General features: G+C 69.2%; 13 protein-coding genes and 1 tRNA gene. 6 read left to right on the plus strand and 8 right to left on the minus strand.

Translation table 11 applies throughout. The features are described from left to right. Nucleotide 1: 1 nt before the first annotated feature. The 7 genes from ACFY0X_RS05960 to ACFY0X_RS05990 form a co-directional block, all read right to left on the minus strand. Nucleotides 2–910, minus strand: a complete 909-nt coding sequence (locus ACFY0X_RS05960) for an aldo/keto reductase (protein ID WP_387750565.1) — start codon at nt 908–910, stop codon at nt 2–4. Between the two features lie 5 nt (nt 911–915). Then, nucleotides 916–1,527, minus strand: coding sequence for a hypothetical protein (locus tag ACFY0X_RS05965; protein WP_387749401.1), 612 nt, complete (start codon nt 1,525–1,527; stop codon nt 916–918). Then, the gene (locus tag ACFY0X_RS05970; protein ID WP_387749404.1) at nt 1,524–3,164 is read right to left on the minus strand and encodes a B12-binding domain-containing radical SAM protein; all 1,641 of its coding nucleotides are present in this window, start codon (nt 3,162–3,164) and stop codon (nt 1,524–1,526) included. Before ACFY0X_RS05970 ends, ACFY0X_RS05965 begins: the two co-directional genes overlap by 4 nt. After that, complete coding sequence (locus ACFY0X_RS05975) at nt 3,164–5,347, minus strand: radical SAM protein (RefSeq protein ID WP_387749406.1); 2,184 nt, start codon at nt 5,345–5,347, stop codon at nt 3,164–3,166. The genes ACFY0X_RS05970 and ACFY0X_RS05975 overlap by 1 nt, the downstream gene beginning before the upstream one ends. Before the next feature lie 174 nt (nt 5,348–5,521). Then, nucleotides 5,522–5,716, minus strand: a complete 195-nt coding sequence (locus ACFY0X_RS05980; protein ID WP_387749409.1) for a hypothetical protein — start codon at nt 5,714–5,716, stop codon at nt 5,522–5,524. Between the two features lie 681 nt (nt 5,717–6,397). Next, nucleotides 6,398–9,871, minus strand: a complete 3,474-nt coding sequence (locus ACFY0X_RS05985; RefSeq protein ID WP_387749411.1) for an AAA family ATPase — start codon at nt 9,869–9,871, stop codon at nt 6,398–6,400. 384 nt (nt 9,872–10,255) lie between these two features. Further along, nucleotides 10,256–10,585, minus strand: coding sequence for a helix-turn-helix domain-containing protein (locus ACFY0X_RS05990; RefSeq protein WP_387749413.1), 330 nt, complete (start codon nt 10,583–10,585; stop codon nt 10,256–10,258). Nucleotides 10,586–11,073: 488 nt separating this feature from the next. Between ACFY0X_RS05990 and ACFY0X_RS05995 the strand changes: the two genes are divergently transcribed. From ACFY0X_RS05995 to ACFY0X_RS06015, 5 genes are all read left to right on the plus strand, one after another. Next, a complete protein-coding gene (locus ACFY0X_RS05995) occupies nt 11,074–11,997 on the plus strand; it encodes a hypothetical protein (protein ID WP_387749415.1) in 924 nt (307 codons plus the stop codon). A 431-nt stretch (nt 11,998–12,428) separates the two neighbouring features. Further along, nucleotides 12,429–13,352 (plus strand): hypothetical protein, encoded by a 924-nt coding sequence (locus ACFY0X_RS06000; RefSeq protein WP_387749416.1) that lies wholly within the window; start codon nt 12,429–12,431, stop codon nt 13,350–13,352. Further along, on the plus strand, nt 13,349–14,905 hold the full coding sequence (locus tag ACFY0X_RS06005) for a hypothetical protein (RefSeq protein WP_387749418.1): 1,557 nt from the start codon (nt 13,349–13,351) through the stop codon (nt 14,903–14,905). Before ACFY0X_RS06000 ends, ACFY0X_RS06005 begins: the two co-directional genes overlap by 4 nt. Nucleotides 14,906–15,158: 253 nt before the next feature. Next, nucleotides 15,159–15,231: transfer RNA gene (locus ACFY0X_RS06010), tRNA-Arg, on the plus strand. 262 nt (nt 15,232–15,493) lie between these two features. Further along, complete coding sequence (locus ACFY0X_RS06015) at nt 15,494–17,962, plus strand: FtsX-like permease family protein (protein ID WP_387749421.1); 2,469 nt, start codon at nt 15,494–15,496, stop codon at nt 17,960–17,962. A gap of 335 nt (nt 17,963–18,297) precedes the next feature. Here ACFY0X_RS06015 and ACFY0X_RS06020 read toward each other — a convergent pair whose 3' ends face one another. After that, on the minus strand, nt 18,298–19,161 hold the full coding sequence (locus tag ACFY0X_RS06020) for a phosphatase PAP2 family protein (RefSeq protein ID WP_387749424.1): 864 nt from the start codon (nt 19,159–19,161) through the stop codon (nt 18,298–18,300). A 422-nt stretch (nt 19,162–19,583) separates the two neighbouring features. Here ACFY0X_RS06020 and ACFY0X_RS06025 point away from each other — a divergent pair, with 422 nt between their 5' ends. Continuing rightward, nucleotides 19,584–20,558: a sigma-70 family RNA polymerase sigma factor gene (locus tag ACFY0X_RS06025; protein WP_316526644.1), complete on the plus strand. Its 975-nt coding sequence runs from the start codon at nt 19,584–19,586 to the stop codon at nt 20,556–20,558. Nucleotides 20,559–20,680: the final 122 nt, after the last annotated feature.

Raw genomic sequence — 20,680 nt, forward strand, 5'->3', positions numbered from 1 at the left:
GTCAGGGGGTCCAGGCGTGCAGACGGGACAGCGTCGTCGCATCGTCGACCAGAGTCAGGGCGGCCTCGGCCGCTTCGAGTTGCTTCGGCCCCTTAGGGCCGATCACCACACGGGAGACCGCCGGGACACTGAGGCAGAAGGCAATGGCGGCGGCGGCACGTTCCTCGAGGCCCGCGTCAGCCCCGACGGCCTCGGCGAAGGTCCGGGCCGCGAGACAAAGCCCCGCCTGTACGTGTTCGGGTATCTGGCCGCGCCAGTCGTCCTCTGACTGCGGGCGACGGTCTGGGCGGGCCAGGAACCCGTAGGCAAGGGGTTGCATCGCCCACACCTCCCAGCCGGACTTCGCGAGCCGCCGTGCCGCGGGCACCGACACATGGCGGTTGACGGCATTCAGCTCGATCTGCGCCACCCGTGCATTGGTGCCGCAGGAAAGCCCGGCTAGTGCTTCCGGGAGATGGCTGGCCACACCGACCGTGGTCTGCGGCAGGTGCCATTCGAGGGCGTCGAGGGCCTGTGCCAACCGCCCGTCCTGGTACGACTCTGGATCAGGGTCCTTGATCAGGACGAACGCCGGTGACCCCACCAGGTCCGCTCCGGCGGTGATCTCCTCCAACAGAGCGGCAGGATCGATCCTGCTGACAGGTCGACCGTCCACCCGAGGGCGTCCGGGCTTGGCGGCCACCTGCCAGTTCAGCCCACGTGAGCGCTGCCAGTGGGCCAGTCGGCGAAGCCCTTCGCCGCCGCCGTATGCCGGGGCCGTATCGACGATCCTCAATCCCATCTCCCACGCGCGGTCGAAGGTCTCCGCCGCCGAATGCGCGCTCACCGGACCGTAGGCGGATGCGCTGGGGGCTGTGCCGGCTCCGGAGAGCCCCCAGGTGCCCAGTACGAAACGGTCCGCAGCGTTCATGGTGCTCACGTCGAAGAGCCGGCCGTGGCGGTCAGTGAGGCGAGGACGTCGACGCGAAGCCGAAGTACCTCATCCCGGGTCTGGCGAGGAAACTCTCCCCTAGGCGGGATCGCGGGCGGTGTGTGAATAGTCAGGGTGCAGGTGGCGTCGGCCGGGAACATCACGAAGTGGTAGTCACGCCAGTCCAGCGCATAACCGTCGCCCTCCTTGAGGACTTCCTGGGTGCGTGGGGTCAACTTCGGAGCGTCGAGCGTCCCATCGTTGTCGAACCGGAGGTGATGGTAGGAGCCGTTCAGAAGCCGGGTCGCGAAGGAACGGCGGTGGTAGTGCGGGCTGAGTGAGCCGGCTCGCCAGAACCTGAGGAAAGCCTCACGACTGAACAGGTTGATCCGGACGACACCCACCCCTTCGCGTTCCGCCACCGCGAGGAGCCGAGGGTCGACGTCGGGAGGGGTGGTCTGGTGGTTGAGTGCGACCAGTTCGTCGTCGCTCAGCGACTCGACGAGTTCGAGCGCGCCGCGTCGCCACTCCGCCTCGGCCCTGAGCCCTTCGGCCATCTGCTCAAGAAGCGGGTGCTGCGGGTCGATTCCGGCGAGCAACTCCAGGATCGGGTTCAAACCAGGAGCTCCTTCCTGCGCGCGATGACATCGTTCTGGGTGTAGTAGCGGACGCCTCCTTCTTCCTTCGCGACCGTGCTGAGTAGCAGGGCCTTGGCAAGGGAGAGCCGGGATTCCACCTGCGCGAGCTCGCGCGTCACGTCATCGAGCAGTTCGGTCGATCCGGGAGCGTCCTTCCCGAGGAGGTTGTCGACAGCGTTCTCCACAACCTGCGCGAAGGCCGTGTTGGAGATTTCCTCGAACCGGTCGATGGCCTTGGCCACTTCGGGCTTGCGTCCGGGGACTCGGCGCCGCCATTCGAAGGTGACCGACGACTGCAGGCCGGCGATCAGCGCCTGGTATGGGGCGTATCGGGCCGCAACTGTCTCTGCGACCTTCTTGGCCAGGGCGACGTTGGGGTCGAGGTATGCGGAGGAGAGCGTGTTGCCGTCGTCCTCCAGCGCCCCGTCGTGCTGGATCACCCGGTTCAGCGGTGTGCCGAAATGCGGATCGACCGCGCTGTTGATGGTGACCGGCTTGAGTTCCCCGATCTCCTTGAGGAAATCGAGGTTCGCGCGGACCTCGGCGATCGTCGCCCGGTGGTTGAACAGCATGAAGCCGGGCTGGAAGGACAGGCCCAGCGACTTGATGATGCGCACGGCCCGAGCGTTCTGCTCGACGGAGTGTCCCTTGCCGTACAGCCGCAGGGCCTCGTCATCGCCGGTCTCCAGGCCCACGAAGACATGCCGGAGCCCGCCCCGCGCCAAGGCGGTGAGGACCTCTTCCTCGACGTTCTCGGCCCGGCAGGACATGGCGAACTCCACGGGGAGTGCGAGCTCCTCCAGTCGCTCCCCGATCATCCGGGCGCGGGCATGCCCGGCCTCGGAACCGCCGAAGAACTCATCGTCGACCACGAGGAGTTCGATGAGACCGAACCGCTCGTGCAGATCCGCGATCTCGGCGGTCGTGTGATTGACCGAGCGGGCCAGCCAGCTGCCATTGGCAAGCGGGCGATCGCGCTCAAGTCCGTAGAAGCGCGGGATGCTGCAGAAGGTACACCTGGCGTAGCAGCCTCGACTGGTCGAGACACAGACCAGGCCGTCGAGATCGATGACCTCCCGGGTCAGATCTCGGGCCGGGGCCGCCAGTGCGTCCAGGTTTCGGACGCGGGGTGCCGGTTTCCAGCGGACCTCGCCGTCCCACCGTGCATAGACGCCCGGGACCAGACGAGGGTCCTCACCGGCGGCCACGGCCCGGACGTAGCCGACGAGAGGTCCTTCGCCTTCTCCGGAGACCACGGCATCCACGACCGGGGTGCCGTTGAGCACTCGGTCCGGGATGAAGGACACGGCGTGGCCGCCGATCACGATCTTGCCCTGGTAGCCGCTCTCGCGGAGCAGCGCGCAGAGGCGCGCGGTGCTGTCCGGGAAGTGGTTGAGGACGACGGTGATCCCGACCACGTCCGGCCGCAGCTCAAGGATCCGCCGGGCGGTTTCCTCTTCCGTCCAGTCGTGGAGCATGCCGTCGAGCATCGCGACCTCGAAGCCGTGATGACGCAGGGCTCCAGCGCAGTAGGCGATTCCGAGACACTCCACCGGCTTGCTGAACTTGTGCAGCACGTCAACCGGTGGGCGGACGAGAACAGTACGGGTACCCATCAGAAGACGAACTGGGTCGTGTGGCCGAGCAGGCGCACGGGGATGTTCCAGGTGCGTTCGAGGTCACCCCAGTGGCGGCCGACCAGGTCCCGGCCATGGGCGTTGAAGCCGGTGGCTGGAAGGAGGATGAGATCGGGCTTGCGCCCGGTGGCCTCCACCTGGCGGCGTAGGGATGAATCGATGTCGCCGACCGTGCACATGTCCATCACACGGATGTTGCCGCCGAGGTACTCGTTGGTCGCGATGACGAAGTCGATCCCGTCCGCGTGATCCGGGAGGTATCGCTCGATGAAGCAGCGGGCAGCCGGCAGCATCAGTGAGGACGTGACGAGCCAGCTGTGCCGCGCGCCGACGTCCTCGATTGCGGCAGCGATTCCCGTCGCATCGTGGGCACTGATCGAAGGGGCTGTGACGACTCCGTGGGGAACCAAGTACTTGCCGATGTAGGCGCCGGTGAAGGGGTAGCGTGCCGGCAGCGTTGTATCGAGGATGAGATCGACCAGGTGCCCGCCGCGTCGGACCTGCATCTTGACCTTCCCCTTGACCAAGAGAAGGGCACTGACGAGCTCTGAACGAGTAGCCGGCGTCAGGAAGCCCACGCGTTCGACCACATCACCAGGCCGCAGGCCGGCCTCGGCTGCAGGGGAGCCGGGGATGGCCCCGATGATTCGGGCCGCCATCGGATCCTCGTAGAAGAAGTTTTCTTCGTAGGCGCTGGGGATCGCGATGATCGGAATGTTGGTCTGTTCGCGGGTCTTTTGCACCCACTCGATCACGCTGCCCCATAGGACGTCCGTGTCGAAGTCCATGGGGAAGGGGTGATCGCGAGTGAACCCGGGCTCGTTCACTCGGATGAAGGTGGGGTCGAGCTCTGCAACCGTCTCGATTGTTCGGGTGAGGTCGTCGAGCGGGAAGTCCGGAGTGGCTACCATGCTCACTCCGAAGGGAATCTCGTGCTTGCGCAATTCCTGAAGGCAGTTCAATGCCGTCCAGGTGCGCGCGGCCTTCTCCTTCATCACCTCCTGCCGCAGCGGCTCGTCAACGGTGTTCGTCGACACCACGAAATGAACGGGCTTGAGGCCGGCCAGCTGCTCGACGATCTGGGGCGTGAGTGGATTCCCGTTGGTGGTGAAGAAGAACGGGCGATCAGTTCTCTCTCGAACCGTTCGCATGACCTCGGGAAGGCGCGGATCGACCAGGAACTCGTTGAGTTCCCATTGGGCGGAGAACAAGGCCTGCCGCTTCTTCGGCTGGTAGTACGCGAGCCGCGTATCCAACTCGTCGCGGGCAATACTCTTCTTCGCTCGCGCAATAGCCAGCGTCTCGGGGTTTCCAAAGAGGTAGCAGAAAGTGCACGCAACGTTGCATATGCGCGCCAGGTGTTCGTAGACCTCAGAGGGGTGCCCGTGCGAGGGGACTACCCAGTCGGCAGTGCGGCGCAGGCGAAATCCTGCGAGAGCCGTGCCCTGCTCCTTCTTGCGAACATCCAGAAGATTGGCGAGCAGGCCCCAGTGGCGGGCGAGCACCGGAATAGTGGGCTCGGTCTGGGAGACCGAGAACAGGGGCTGCCGACGGATGGTGGCGCGGGTGTTTTCGGTCCGCTCGGCGAGCGGATGCGGCTCGTTCACCGGACGCAACGGAAGGGGGCGGGCCGTCTGCCCCGTCTTGACCGCCGCTGGGTACACGACTTGGCCGTCTTGCAGCAGATCGAGTTCGTCGAGGACGGCATCGAGGAGCAGGAGAAGGTAGTCGGTCCCGTCCAAGTCCGTCTCGACCGGTGGGATCGGGTACGAGAAGACGTAGTCTCCGGAGCCGTCCGGCACGCACTGCCAGTTGCCCCGTGCCGGGTCGGTCTTTGACTGCCACTCGGCCTCGAACAGCGGAATGTTGTCGTTCTCCGGGATGGTGAGATCCAGCAGCGCCGAGAGCGTTGCCGTTATGAGGCCGCCGTCTGGAGCCATCTCGGCCCATTGGAGCGGGACGTTGTCACCGATCCCGATACCGGTCGCCGTCTCATGTTCGCGGCAGCGCAGACGATATGCGGTTGGAGTGATCTTGGAGCCATCGTTGGCCTGTAACTCCGCAACTCCGGAAATCGCCTCTAGAATCGCAGTACAGTACATGTGGAAGGCGGTCCGTGCGCTGGGGAGTGCGACGGAAGGTGCGGCGTCCAGGGTCGTCATGATATGAACTCCGGGATAGCAATAGCTACCGCTAGGGCCGAGGGTGGGCGGTGCGTCAGGAGCACAGAGCATGGTTCGCAAAATGCGAGCCATTCCAGCTTCAGCGGTTTGATGCGCTATGGGGGCGCCCGGCCGGGCGCCCCCATAGGCCTGAAGTGAGGGCTAAAGTCCTCTTCAGACGACGTTGAGCGTGGAGATCTCGGCGGAAAGCGACCGGGCGAGCGCCTCGGCACGCTCGGTCAGGTCCGCACGAGTCCAGCCCATCTGGGCGAGGAGCGCGTCAGCCGCGGCCTCGTCGCTCAGGGCCTCCATGAGCTGCTCGACCGGAATGTCGAGCTTGGTCTCTGCGAGTGCAAGAGTCGGAGACATTTGATCCTCCCTGCGTTTACCGATGAACCTCAATGGGAACCGGCAAGCGATCGATATGCGACCGCGGGCGATCGACATACGAGCGCAGGAGCCGTGCGCTTCACGCTAGTCGATGAACTGCGGCCGCGGAACCCATTAATTCATATAGGTCGGTTCGATTGAGTGCGCACCATTGTGCGCGTTTTATCCGTTTCGGTGCAATGTGAATTGAGGGGCTGGTGGTGCAGAATTGACCGAGAGTCCGAATTGTCTCGTATATGGGCTTTATGGCACACTGGCTGATGGGCTGCTTTGTGGATGTCGACTGTGCGGGAGGTCTTCGGCGGAGCCGTGGGGGCCGCCGGTCTCGGCGTGCCTATGGGCTGGCTCGCTGTGCCTGCCGTGCGGTTGGGGTATGAAGAATGGGCGCCGCGGTGCATCAGAAGCGGCGGCTCTGGCGACTCCCGACTGCCGATCGCTGGTGGTCGGCGCGCGGGTGGGCTGTTGTGACCTTGGTGTGCGTCGGCGTCAGGTTCCGCACCTGAAGCGCCGCCGCTCGCCGCACTGGATTGGCGCTGTCAGCGGCGCTCTGACGTGGCCCTGGACGACTGCTCCATGTCTGAATGACCGCGATGGACTGGTACACCCTCCCGGCCGTTCAGCCGCACGGCGACTGAACGGCCGGGGCACGGCCCTTGTGCGTCAGGTGCCCGGTGGTGGCCGACGGGTGATCTGCTGTGGTCGGATGCTCGTCGCGGCTCCGGAGACCGCCTTGAACTGCTCTTCCCAGCGCCGCTCGTTCACCCCGTGCCTGTCGTCGGTGACCAGCAGTTGTCCACCGGGCCCGCCGGGCGGCGGCAGGATGCCTTGCTGGGCGTACCAGGTCTTCTTCGCCTCCCAGCGGCACCTGTACTCGGGGTCGTTGAGGAGGCCGAGGTGCTCCCAGTTGAGGAGGCCGAGGTGCTCCCAGTAGATGGGCCGGCTCGGGTCGTCGGTGGTGACCGTGAAGTCGGGGTATCGGTTGCGTCCGTCGGGCCCGGGCAGGGGCTTTTCGTAGGTGAAGCGGCCGCGGGCGAGCCGGTGCAGCAGGTCGGCGATGATGACCTCGTTCTTGCTGCGGACGGCCTGCCCGAAGTGGGTGTGTGAATCAGGTTCCCGTCGTAGAGCCCGAGCGGGCGGCTCGATATCGGTCCGGGAGGGGGCCTTGGACATGTTCCTAGACTTGAGCTGTCCGGTGACGACGCCGATCTCACCGTTGGCGACGTAGCGCCTGGGCTCCGGTGTTCGGGTGGCAGGCCGGTAGGCGTCCAAGTACTGGTTACGGACGTTGACGACCTTGTCGCCGACCACGATCTGTTCGGGGCCCAGCGGCGGGGGAACCCGGCGCGCCCCAGGGAACATGTGCGCGGAGCGCAGGGACGTGCGCCGGAAGGTCTGCTTGAGGTGCCGGTTCAGGTCGGCGGTGCCGTGGGCTCTGGTCCGGGTCGGGGACAGTGCTTGCCACTGCTCGCACCGGCTCGGGGCGGGCGCATAGTCGGGGTAGACGCGGCCTTGGCCGTCGGTCCAGGTGCCGGCGCCGTAGGACTGGGCGAAGGTGAGCTCGTCCGTGACGCCGAACTCCTGCTGCAGCACGTCCTGCAGGACACGCGCGGGGGTTCGCCCGCCCCAGCGCACCGCGCGCAATGTGGGTGTGTCCTGGCCGGACATCAGCGTGCTCCACACGCTCTCGGCCTCGTCCGGTCGGCCGTCCCCGCTGTACCAGCGGGCCAGGGCGAGGTCGTCCCGGGCCTTTCCCTGCTGGCGGCGCAGCACCGTCAGTTCGGCCCACCCCGGTGCGACGCGGGGCCAGGGCAGCTCGGCCTGGTCCGGGCGGCGGCTGCGCTCGAGGTCGACGAAGGGACGCCCGGCGCCGATCGGCGGCAGCTGCCGCGGGTCCCCGACCAGGACCAGCCGCTCGGTGACCTCCACCGCGTCCAGCAGGCCCGCGAGCATGTCCTCGGTCAGCATGGAGGCTTCGTCGACCACCACCGTGCCGACCGACTGGCGGTCCTGTGCGGGCTTCATGAGGTAGCGGCCGTACTGGTCGTCGTAGCGTCCGCCCTGCTCGCGCAGGAACTGGGCCAGGGTCAGCGCCGGGCGGCCGACCTTCTGCTCCAGCTGAACCCGCGCCTTGCCGGTCGGTGCCAGCAGTAGCAGGCCACGCCGGGTCACCTCGGGCCGCTTGGCCAGGGCCTGGATCAGCGTCGTCTTTCCCGTGCCGGCTGGCCCGTTCAAGATCGTCACCCGGCTGCGGTAGATCTCCTCGAAGGCCGCTGTCTTCTCGGTGCGAGAGCGCTCCTCGCCGTCGGGATCTGTGGCTGGCGTCAGCATGTCCAGGGCGTGGTTCAAGGTCGCGGCCAGGTCTGCCGGGACCGGACGGTCGGGTCCGCGGAAGATCTGGTTGAGCCGGTCCCGGATGAAATTGCGGCGCACTGCCGCAGAGGCGAGTTTGTAGGCCGGCTGGCTGCCCTGCAGGACGGCGCGCCGCAGCTGGCTCCACGCTTCGGGCATGCTCGGGTCGTCCGAGGGGTGCAGCGCCTCCGCGTGCAATCCGAGCCGCCGGATGACGGAAGCGTCCGTGGGGAGGGGGCAGGTCACGGTCAGCAGAGCGAGCCGCTCGTTCATCTGCTCGGCAGGTAGGAGCGTGTGTCCCTCGGTCTGGGCGCGCGCCAGGATGGTCGTCATCGCCGCGTCCAGCCGCCGCCGGTCGTTCGGGTCGTCGAACGGCCGGGTGACAGGCAGCGGGTGGAGTTCGGTGAGCTGGAGGTCGGGGAACACACCGCGGTCCACCGTCTCGAACGCAATTGGCTCGCCGTCGTCGACGGTGCACGTCACCAGGTCGTATGGATTGTCCAGCAGGTACGCGGGCTCGACGGGCACCGCGGTGCGGCGGGCGAGGACATCCATGACCGTCTGCGAGGTCAGATCGAACCGGGACAGCAGACGGAAGACTTGCCGCTCCTGTGTTGTGGTGCGGGACCACAGCCCCTGCCGGGTGCCGGTCGCCAACTGCCGCAGTTCGCTGTCAGCCACGCGGCCTTCCAGCACGTCCTCCAGTAGCGGCCACGGGTCCGCGCCCTCGCCAGCAGCGGACATCAGCCGGTGCGCCGCGAACGTCGGCATCTGGAAGCCGAGCGGACCCATGACCGCCGGCAGGCCCGGAGCTGGGCCGCGGCGCCGCCACGCCCGGGCGAGCTGCTCGTCCAACCACTGCAGCGAGGCCTCAGGGACACCGATAGAACCCGCGCCCAGGTCGACGGCGGCGCGTGCCGCGCGGTGGAGCTCCATCAAGGACGCCACCGCGGTGTCCGCGGAGACGTGCTCGGTGGCGTAGGAGAAGTTCCGGCCGGTCTCAGGGGCCCTGGCCAGCGCGGAGCTCACGTCCTGGCCGTCGGCGGCCAGCTTGGCCAGGGCCTGGACGGGCAGCAGGATCCCGCCGGTGCCGTCAGGGCGCAGGGTGTGCCGCAGTGTGGTCTCCCACATGTGGCTGGGGAAGGGCCCGCTGCCGGAGCCCGGCCACGGCGGCGGAGCGGTCCAGCCGGTGACCTGGGCGGCGCCGATGAGCACGCGACGGGGCGGCTCCTCGAACGGGGAGTGCTTGAGGTAGAAAAAGACCAGTGACTCCTGTTCGGTCACGTCCTGGAAGAACGTGTCGATCAGGGCGCGCTGGTTGTCGCCGTCCATCACCCACGTCATCGCCTCCTTGCCGAAGAAGCGGGAGACGCGCTCTTCGGCGTGGGTGCGGTAGCCGGCCACGGGCCGCTCGTGCAGGACGGTGCCCTCCGCGTTGCCGCGGTGAAGCCAGAAGTACGGGATCGCTTGAACGGAGTAGGCCGGCAGCAGGAGCTGTGCCGGCTGGAGTTCCTTCAGGGCCCACGCGTAGGGGTGCGCACGCGCCACGGTGTGGGCCCGGTCGCTCATGAAGGCGCCCCGCTCGAGCGCGCACGGCGGCAGATTCTCCCCGAGCGCGGACCATGGCTGACCGCGGTGCCTGGCCTCGAACCGGTCGTCGCGCTTCTTGGCGACATCACCGAGCATGACGCATGCGTGATTGGCCAGCGGGTCCTTGCAGACCGTTCCCGTCCAGCCCGTGTCGTGCCACGGGACCCGCACGGAAAGGTGCTGCACGTAGGCCATCGCTCATCCCCTCCTGCACGTGCTGGTAGCTCAGCAGCCCAGCATGGGCGCAGGCCCAAGCCCGACCCGCTGAGGGCATAGCGGTGACACGAGCGGTCTCCTGAGGCAGGGGTTATCGCTCGTTCGCTTGGAACATGCTGACACGCCACGCCGGACCGCGGCAGGATCTTCGTTGCGACTTCAGCGCGGAAATGGGGTGGCACCCAGGTTTCTTCAGCGGCACGAGTCCTGGGCAGGGTGTCATTGACACCTGTCACGGGAACCGGGTCGATCGTCGCTTCGCCTCATCCGCGATCACCTCCGGCCAGCCACCAGGATCACCGGAAGCCGGAATCAGTGGTAGTGCGGCGCTTCCCGCAGAGCGCCCGGGCGTGCCCCCTCCGGTCAGGCCTGGCTTTCGGGGCGTGGTGCGGGGAGTTCCTCGGAGGTCCACTGAAGGTGGTCCGGCCACAAGGGAACGCCGAGGGCGACCTCGAGGTCCACCACTGTCAGGAGATCAGGCCATACGGTGCCATTGAGGACGTTCGTGACGACCTGTCGGTTGACCCCGCTGCGCTTCGCCAGGGCGTTGGCGCTCAGGCCCTGGCCCTCCATGGCCTGAGCGAGAGCGCGAGCGACCGCCTGGGCGACCTCGGCGCCTCGGTGTGCCTTCATCTTGGCAAATGGCCAGTCGCCGCTGGCGATGTAGCCGCACGGTCGGGTTCCACGTCTCATTCCTCCAGGCACGCCTACCAGTGTGGCCGAGGCGCGCTCGGCGTGCGCCCCCGACCCAGGGATGCTACTTGTATAGCAAGAAGGGTCGAAGCTTGGGCGGAAAGGAGCAAAGCTGGGCGGCGCCCGGGGTTTCGGACAGGCATTCGATGGCTGGTGCCTGGGTGGCGCACCTGCCGCTCCTTGCGGCTCCGGGGCGTCAACCTGGCGCCCGATCCTCGGGGTCGCGCTCGCGGGTGATTGTCCGAAGTCGCCGCGGGGGTGGGCTCTGGCGGCGAGGGGTGGCACCCGTCGTGCACAGGAGTCCGGCCCGGGCCGTGTGGGAACTGGCACCGGTGCGGACTGCGCAGGGGCCAGGCTGCATGGCGAACGTCCACACTGCAATGCCTCGGCGCCTGCGCGCGGGCCGCTGCCCAGTCGTGCGGTCCATGTCCGCGATCTAGGATCCCAAGCGACCACACACAGGCCTCTCTCATGCGCGAGGAGTAGTCATGGCTCGTCCGCCGCAAGGCAGTCGCGACCAGCTGGCGCGGCCACTGCCGACGATTCGCGTGAAGATGTACGACCAGATCGCGATCATGCGGGCGTCATGTGAACAGAAGGCCGCGTTCGCCAGCCGTCAGATCGCCGAGATCGTCGACGTGGCTCACGAGCGTACGGGCCTGGTCATGGGCTTCCTGGTCGCCGCAGGACTCCTGACCAAGGTGAGCGGTCATGGCATCTATCTGGCGAACCCGCGCGGCGCGCGCGTCGCCGCAGCCTGGCGCCACGACGAGTTGCTCGGACGGGTTGAACTCGCTCGGAACCTGAACAAGACCTGGTACGCGAGGGCGACCTACAAGGCCCTGGAGGGCGGCTCGGGGACGCGCATCAAGGTCATGAACCGGCTGATGGGCATCGCGCAGGCACCCGAGGTCCGCAGAGCCGAAGTCGAGCTGCTCATCGAGTGGCTGCTGGAGGCCCGGCTCCTCGTCCCTGGTGCCGAGGAGGGGTACATCCAATGGAATGCCCAAGCCCTCGATCCGCACCACGTCACGCCCACCATGCAGGCCGAGCAGGAGGTCCCCTTGTTCGATGACGTCGCAGCTGAAACTGACACCGGACCAGACATCGGCCAGACGCCGCCCGGCGAGCCTCCTGCTGACAAACCCACCGATGCGGGGTCATCTCAGCCCGAGGCGGATGCCGAGGCCACAGCTGAACACGACGCCGAGGCGCACATCCCGCGCCAGCGACAGCCTGACCCTGAGCCCCCCGCACCAGCCTCCCCGCTGATCGGCCTGGCGCACCTCGCGGAGCTCACCGCCCGGCCGTTCCAGCTCCACGAACTTCTGAGCCTCACTGAGGACGAGCTGGTCACGCTGCACCGCAGCCTGCGCAGTTTCGCTGCCGTCCTCACCGCACCGAACGGATGAAGCCAGTCATGAGCGGACGACTCCTCGGCCCAGCCCGACCGCCCCCCGACTGGCCCCCCAACGATTAACGGGCCCGGCGCGCCTCGACCCTAGGAAAGTTATGGCGCAGCCGGGCCCTCCTCCTCCACCACCACCAAACCCCGTCGTGCATGGCGCGACAGAAAGTGGCTTCGGTATGCCCTCAATCAAGAGAGCTCACCGTCACGTTAGCGGCAACCTCCACGCCCTCCCAAGCCCGTCACGCCTTCGTGCGAAATCGCGCAACGTTTTGATCAGCCACTCGTTGGACGAGCTCGCGAGGACCCCATTCGACTTGTCCTGTCACGTCGCAGCGCGCGGGAACCGCGAAACCTTCCTGCGCATGCTTGGCCGCCCGAGCACGAATTCGTGCTGCGTGCCCGAAGCGCGCTCGAGCGCGGGGGTGGCCGCCGATGCCTGATGCCAGCATCCGCACTGCGGTCTGCCTCGTCGCCAGGGCCTGGGACCGCAAAGCCTCCCAAGGCCTCCTGCGGCGGCAGAGCCTGGACAAACTGATCACCGTCAGCGAGCGGTTCCTCAAGTTCGCCGACGCACTCGACATCTCCCGGATGAAGGACGTCGACGAGCACCTCCTCCAGGCGTTCATCGATGCCCCCGGCCGGGACCGCCGCGGCCGCATCAGTGCCGAAGGTCCCGCTGATTCGACCCGACGCAGCCGGCGCTGGACCCTGTCCCTGTTCTGCGCCGAGGCGCGCCGCCTGAGCCTGACCACTCTTTCCCCGATCCTGGACACCCCGGCCATAGCGCGCACCACCGTAGCCGGCCGCTGCGACCTCACCCCGGACGACATCCGCACCCTGTGCTTCCACGCCGAACGGGGCATGCCCCATACCCGCCACGCCAGCGTCCTTGCCCTCCTCCTCGCCGGGCTGGGCACCGGCGAAATCGGACCGGCCAATACCGCGGACCTCGACCTGGAACACAACCGCGTCTGGGCCAGCGGAACCCAGCAACTCGCTGCCCGCTTCTGTCCCTTGGACGACTGGTCCTGTACCGTCCTGGAACTGCGCGCCACTCACGTGCACCGTCGCGCCGGCACACAGGCGCCGATCCCGCTCACCGTCCACTCGGCCACCAGCGACTACACGACCCAGGCCAGCATCTGCACCACCTTCGCTGACATCTCCCGCCGCAGCGGGGTGCTGTCCAACGGGCACCGCGCCAAACCCCGCGACATCACCTCCTACATCGCGGCACAGACACTCGCCGACACCGGCCAGATCACCCAGGTCGCTCTCCGGCTCGGCGTCGCTTCCCTCGACGTCGCCGCCCAGCGTGCAGGCCTCCGCTGGGACCAGAACCGAGGCCAGCGATGACCCCCACCCCGAAGACACCTGCTGGCCGGCCCCAGTCCACCCCGTCCAAGGCCACCGCCCGCCCGGCCCCGTCCACGAAAACGTCCGCCAGCACCGGCAAGACCAAGAAGACCAAGCCCTACACGATCGGGCCCACCCCCGACGACGTCTTCGGATCCGCCGTCGACCAACCCGAGCCTCGAGGGCCACAAGCACCCCACATCACGCCCGACCGGCGCTTCACCGCGCTGACACACAATCAGCGGCTCTACCAGGTCGCGGCGGCCGTGCTGCCGGCGAAGCCAGAGGGCAGCAGCGGGCGACCTCCACTCTTCCCGCCTTATATCTACCTTCTGTTCGCTGCCAGCATCTCCATCTTCGGCTCCGCCCGCAGCACCCAGGCCCACCTGCGACAACCCCTGTTCTGGGGCATCCTCAAGGCAGGGGTCACCGCATGCCTTGGCACGGAGGAGGCCGACCGCCTCCCGGACGCCGGACCGACCTCGAGCCAGTGGTACTACTACCGCCTCAAAATGCTCGACTTCGTGTCCCACCTCCGCGAAGCCAGCCGCGACGCATGGATCGTCCAGGCCTTCGACGTCGGCCTGCTCAGCACGAACGGCCCCCGCGGGAGCTGGGTCTGCCCCCACCGCAGCCAAGTCATCCACGGCGACGGAACGGTGATGAAGCCCCCCACCGACCAGACAGAGCCCGTCACGGTGGACGAAGAGACCGGAGAAATCCGCAACCACCACATCGACCCGGATGCCAGCATCCAAACGGAAGGAGGCGGCCGCCAGGTATACGGAAACAAATACATCACCATTGCCACACGGCTGGCCAGAACCCCCCACAGTCGCATGATCCTCAACGTGGACGCCGTCCGACACCGAGCCAAGCACCTCGACCCCGAAAAGCTCGACGAAGCCGCATCGGCCGTCAAGATCGCCACAGAGGTCCTCGAGGCCGCCCCAGGTGTCAAAGCCATCACCTACGACACCGCACTCCGCGGCGTCCACCGCGCGCCCCTCATCCGCCAAGGCGTCGTCGTCTTCACTCGCCAGCACGATGGAATTAACCCCCACGAAGTCGAGGAATTCCGAGAAGGGAACTGCAGGCACTCGCTCTACGCGGCCGCCGGACGCGTATGCGAACGCCAGATCACCATCGACGGAAAGACTCTCTACACGCCCCTGCCGGTCCGTGAGCTCGAAGTTCGAGGAAGGGGAAAGATCCGCTTCTACCACCGCATTGAAATCCCCTGCTCGAAAGGGAAGCACATCACCCGCATCCGCGTGGACGAAACTCAGGAAGACCAGGAAGCGGATGCAAACGGACAGGGCATGAAATTCAATCGGACCGAACACCTCCGGCAGGTCCCCCCGGAAACACCCGCCGGCCGGCGTCTACTCGGATTCCGACAGGACAGCGAATCCACCAACTCCCGACTCGACCAGGCCTTCCCCCACGGAAGGCTGCCCGCGTACGGTTCGAAAGCAGGCCTGCTCATCGTGATCGGCTTCGCCTGGGCCCAGAACGCGCTGACCTACGCACTCCACCGATTCCGCACGTAGCCAGGGCCACATGCGTCGAGGCTGAGCCGGCTCCGCCCCTGCCCCTGGCCTCGAAGCACACGCCAGGGCCCTCACGACCTGCAAGATCACCGCAACTGGCCCGACTCGCGCACGGTCGCGTGACGAGGCGCTACACTGTGGCACGTGCGACCATCGTGGGGGTCGCACGTGCTGGATCTAACGGGCATAACTGCAGCGAGATGACTCTGGAGAAATCCGAAGGAATTTCAGACACGTTTTCCGATAGATCCCCGCCTCAGTAGCTCAGGGGATAGAGCACGGCTCTCCTAAAGCCGGTGTCGCAGGTTCGATTCCTGTCTGGGGCACAACGAACACGCAGGTCACAGGCCCTCCGCCCGCACAGGGTGGGAGGGCCTGCGGCATTTCCGGGGCCGTCGCGGCGCGCCGGTGCGACCGGCGTCGGGGGTGGTGTACCTCCCGAGGAGGAGACGTCGGGGGCGGCCGTCCGCCCACGGAGTGATCATGAAGCAGACCTCGTGCTGACGGGCCGTGGCCACGGCGCTCCTAGGCTCGACGGGACCCCTGCCGGAGCACCGTTCCCGGTCAGGGCGGACGAGTCGGGGAACCATGACGACGTACCGATACACCGTGGCCGAGCTGCGCGGCCAGCTGCGCCAACTGCTCCTGAGCGGTGCCGCGATCGCGCTGGGGGTGGCCTTCCTGATCGCCTCCGTCAGCGGCAGCGGGGCGCTGGTGGACTCCTACCGCCAGACCGCGGCCGCCGAGGTCGGCCCCGGCGACGTCCAGGTGACCGGGAAGGCCCCGGACGGCGGACTGGACGCGGCCGCCGTGGAGCGGGCGCGGCGGACCGCCGGGGTGGCCGCGGTGGCTCCGCGGCTGACCGGCAAGGGCGGCGTGCTGGCGGCTGACGGGCGGCCGCTCGACCGGACCGCCGCCGTCAGCGCCGTCGCCGAGGACCCGGCGCTGCGCTGGCAGCTGCTCGCGGACGGCCGCTGGCCCGTCGCCCCCGGCGAGGTGCTGCTCGACACCGCGACCGCGCACCGGCTGGACGCCGTCGTGGGCGCCGAGGTGCACCTGACCCGGGCCGACGGCAGCGCCGCCACCGCCCGGCTGGTGGGCACCCTGGACGAGCGGGGCGCGCCGAGCCTCGCCGGAGTCCCGGTCATCGGCGTCCCGGCCGGCGCGGTCGCCGGTTACGCGACCGGTGTCACCACCGACCGACTCGACGTCAGGGTCGCCCCCGACGCCTCCCGGACCGGGACCGTCGAAGCCCTGCGCGCCACCCTCGGCGCCGGCGCCCAGGTGCACACCCGCGAGGCCTCGGTCACCGAGGCGACCCGGCAGAGCGGCACCATGTACGGCGTCGTGCTGATCGCGGCACTCTCGTTCGTCCTGATCGCGCTCGCGGTGGCCCGGATGGTGGTCGGCAACACCTTCACGGTGGTGCTCGCCCAGCGGACCCGCCAGCTCGCCCTGCTGCGCTGCGTGGGCGCCGACCGGCAGCAGTTGCGCCGGCTGATCCGCCGCCAGGGGCTGCTGCTCGGGATCGGCGCCTCGGCCGCGGGCGTGCTGCTCGGGGTCGCCCTCGGCGCGCTCGGCACCGCCGTGGTCGGCGGACTCGACCTCGGGCCGGTGCACCTGTCGCTGATGCCCTCCCCGCTGACCTGCCTGCCGGCCGGGCTGTTCGGCGTCCTGCTGACCCTGCTGGCCGTCCGCGGCCCGGCGAAGGCCGCCGCGGCCGTGCCGCCGATCGCCGCACTCGGCGGTAGCCCCGCGCCGGCCGGCGGGGCGGCCAGGGTGCGCGCCGCGGTGTGGACGTCAGCACTGCTGCTCGCGGGCACGGCGTTGCTGGTGGCCGGGGCGACGATCCCGCCGCCGCTGTCGCTGCTCGCCGTCACCGTCGGGGCGATCGCCAGCTTCTTCGGGGTGCTGCGGCTCTCCCACCGGGTGCTGCCCGCGGTCGTCGCCCTCCTGGGCCGGCCCGCCCGGAAGCTCGGCGGCACGGCCGGGCGGCTCGCCACCCAGCAGCTGCGGCTCAACCCCGGCCGCACCGGGGCCACCGGCGCGGCGCTGCTGCTCGGCGTGACCGTGATGGTCGGCGCGGTCACCGCGCTGGACCTCACCTCCCGGTCGCTGGTGCCCGCGATCTCCGCGCGCCAGCCGGGCGTCTTCTCGGCGACCGCCACCGGCGGCGGCGCCCTGCCCGCCGGGGCGCTCGGCGCGCTCGGCGCCGAACGCGGGCTGACCGTCACCCCGGTCCGCTCGGCCACCGTCGACCTCGACGGTCGGCCCACCGTGGTCGCCGCCGTCGACCCGACCCGGCTCAACTCCTCGACGGACGACGTGGACCGGGCCCGGGCGCTCACCGAGGGCACCGCGCTGAGCGGGCTCGGCGAGACCGGGGTGCGGCGGGTCGGCGGCGTCGAACTGCGGCTCCAGGCGGGCCGCAGCACCCTGCCGTTCACCCTGCAGAGCGGCGCCACCCTGCTGGTGACGCCCGCGACCCTGGACCGCCTCGCCCCCGCCGCGCCCGTCACCACCGCCTGGATCAGCCCGGCGGCCGGCGACGACCGGCCGACCGCCCGCCGCGCCCTGGACCGCGCCCTCGCCGACCACCCCCAGGTCGCCGTCACCGACACGGCCGCCCAGGCGGACACCCTGGGCTCCCTGCTGGACCGGCTGACGGCCGTCAGCATGGCCCTGCTGTCCTTCTCCGTCGCCATCGCGGGCCTCGGCGTCGCGGCCACCCTGATGCTCAGCATCAGCGAACGATCCCGCGAGATCGGCATGCTGCGCGCGATCGGGATGTCGCGCGAGCAGCTGCGCCGGATGCTCACCCTGGAGGCACTGCTGCTCTCCCTGGCCGGCGCGCTGGTCGGGACCGCCCTGGGCGCCGCCTACGGCTGGGCGGCCGCCCGCTCGATCACCTCGACGGTGGGGACGGTGGGCGCCCCGCCCGTCCTGCCCGTGCTGGCCGCCCTGGGCCTGACCGTCCTGGTCGGGCTGGCCGCCGCGGTGCTCCCGGCCCGCCGGGTCGGGCGGATGAGCGCGGTGGCCGCGATGCGGGCCTCCTGAGCCGGGTGTCGTGAGCCGGGTCTTCCGAGCCGGGTCTTCCGAGCCCGCGGTGCCGGCTGTGCCGCCAGCCCAGGGCGAACCGGGTCCGGGGTGCGGTCGGCCGGGCGAGGGTGAGATCGGCGAGGAGGGTCTCGGCCTCGCGGGTGCTGCGCGGGACGGCCGGGTCGACGTCGACGACGAGGAGTTGGCGCCGGTCCTCGCCCGCCCCGGCGATCAGCCGCCGGTCAGGCCCCCGGACGGCGCTGTCGGACCGGCCCGCACACCCGTCGCGACGGCCCGCACACCCGTCGCGACGGCCCGCAGCGGCCGTCGACGGCTGACGGGGTGACGGGTCCTCAGGGGGCGGTCCTCGGGTGCCCCGGGCGGCGGGGCCGGTCGGCCTGGTCGCCCAGGGGTTCCTCCCGGGGGCCGTGCGGCCCGTCCTCGTCCAGCGGGGTGGCGGGGTGCGGGGCCTGCCCGGTCGACACGACGACCCGCTGCACCCGGGGTCTGGTGCGCCAGTTGACCCGCCGCACGTCCCGGGCCAGCGCGCCGGGGCGCCAGACCTGGATCACCGCGGTCACGGCGCCCAGCACGATCCCGGCGGCCAGCCAGCCGCCCAGCACGTCGCTGGGCCAGTGCACCCCGAGCGCGACCCGGGTCCAGCCGATGGTCAGCACCGCGGTCGCCGCCACCACGCAGGCGGCGGTCCGGCCGCGCCGGCGGACCCGGTACCAGAGCAGGCCGACCAGGACGGCGCAGGTGATCGCCGAGGCCATGGCGTGCCCGGAGGGGAAGGCCGGGCTGCCGGCGTGCGAGACCGGGTCGGTGAAGGAGGGGCGGCCGCGTTCGAAGGCCAGCTTCAGCGCCCACTGGGCGCCCCAGCCGACCAGGGCCTGGGCGGCCACCCAGCCGGCCAGCACCCGGGCGCCGATCAACCAGAGCCACCCGGCCGCGATCCCGAGGAGTGCACGCATCGTGACGGTGCCGCCGATGTCCGAGAGCGTCTGCACCGCGGCGGTCCAGATCGGGTGCCCCCGGGCATAGGTGTGGAGATCGCCGACCCACTCCTGGTCGAAGCTGGCCAGCGGGCCCCAGCGGCCGGTGACCAGGACTGCCAGCAGGCCGAACAGCGCGGCACAGCCCAGCGCGAGTGCGGTGTCCCGAAGGAGACTGCGATTACGCGCAGTGAGGTGCGTCGTGCTGTTGGTCAGGTGCATGGCTGACACCTTCCCAGTGTCCCGCGCCGAGCAAGAGCCGCAGTGATAGCGATTCGGCATCTTTTGTGGGGAGAACCTGCGCGCACCGGAGCGGGGCGTGCTCGGGAGACGGCGCGCACGGGGAACGCCGGCGGCCGTTCGCGGGTTCAACGAGTAGGCGGCGGCCCAGTGTGGGCCGGGTGAAGAAATCGCCCCCGAACCGGTCGCCCGATGGCACGGGAAGTATTCGGCCGGTCACCCGTTGTCCATGACCGGGGTGAAAACCGGCAGGATACTGCATCGCCGGGAAGAATCTGAGTGACTTGGGAATGTTGTCCGGATTCTGTTCGTTGGATCGTTACGTGTGAGGCCCCAGGGCCCGCACTTCTTGCCCTCACGAGGCAGGCAGGCAGACCTCGGCAACACCAGCAAAGGGAGCAAGCATGGCCACCCGTGCCGTCGTTCGCGACAGGGCCGACCGGAGTCGCGCGGCCCGCCCGACCAACCTCGAGGCCGACCGCGACCTGGTCGGCATGTACCTCGACGAGATCGCCAGGACGCCCCTGCTCGATGCCGCCGAGGAGGTCGAGCTCTCCCTGCGGATCGAGGCCGGCGTGTACGCCCAGCACCTGCTGGAGGAGGAGGGCGGACTCCCCGACGGCGTCACGCGCGAGGAGCTGGAGGCGATAGCCGCCGACGCCGAGCGCGCCAAGGACGTCTTCATCCGCTCCAACCTCCGGCTAGTGGTCGCCGTCGCCCGTCGCTACCCGCGCAGCGGCCTGCCGCTGCTGGACCTCATCCAGGAGGGCAACGCCGGCCTGGTGCGCGCGGTCGAGAAGTTCGACTACGCCAAGGGCTTCAAGTTCTCCACGTACGCGACGTGGTGGATCCGGCAGGCGATCACCCGGTCCATCGCCGACCAGTCCCGCACCATCCGGCTGCCCGTGCACCTGGTGGAGGAGCTGGGGCGGATCCGGCGGGTGCAGCGGGAGAAGTCCAAGGAGCTGGGCCGCGAGGCGGAGCCGGCCGAGATCGCGGCCGAGCTGGACACCACCGAGGCCCGGATCAAGGACGTGCTGGACTGGGCGAGGGACCCGGTCAGCCTCAACATGTCGGTCGACGACGAGGGCGAGACCCAGTTCGGCGACCTCGTCGAGGACACCGGGGCGACGTCCCCCGAGGACGCCGTGATGGTCATGCTCCGCCGTGAGGAACTGGACGACCTGATCGGGCGGTTGGACGACCGCACCGCCTCGATCATCCGCTCCCGCTACGGGATGGAGGACGGCCGCGAGCGCACCCTCACCGAGGTGGGCAAGCAGCACGGCCTCACCCGTGAGCGGATCCGGCAGATCGAGAAGCACGCGCTGGCCGAGCTGAAGAAGATCGCGGACCACGCGGGCTTCGAAGCCGCCTGACGGACCAGCCGGCCCCCTGGCCGAGCCCTCACCCGGGCCCTGGCGCGGAGCGCTCCGCACCGGGGCCCGAGGCGTGCCACGGGCTCTTAGGCTTGAGGGAAGGGACGAACGGACGGAGTGGA

The sequence above is a fragment of the Kitasatospora sp. NPDC001547 genome (assembly GCF_042894165.1).
Taxonomy (GTDB): domain Bacteria; phylum Actinomycetota; class Actinomycetes; order Streptomycetales; family Streptomycetaceae; genus Kitasatospora.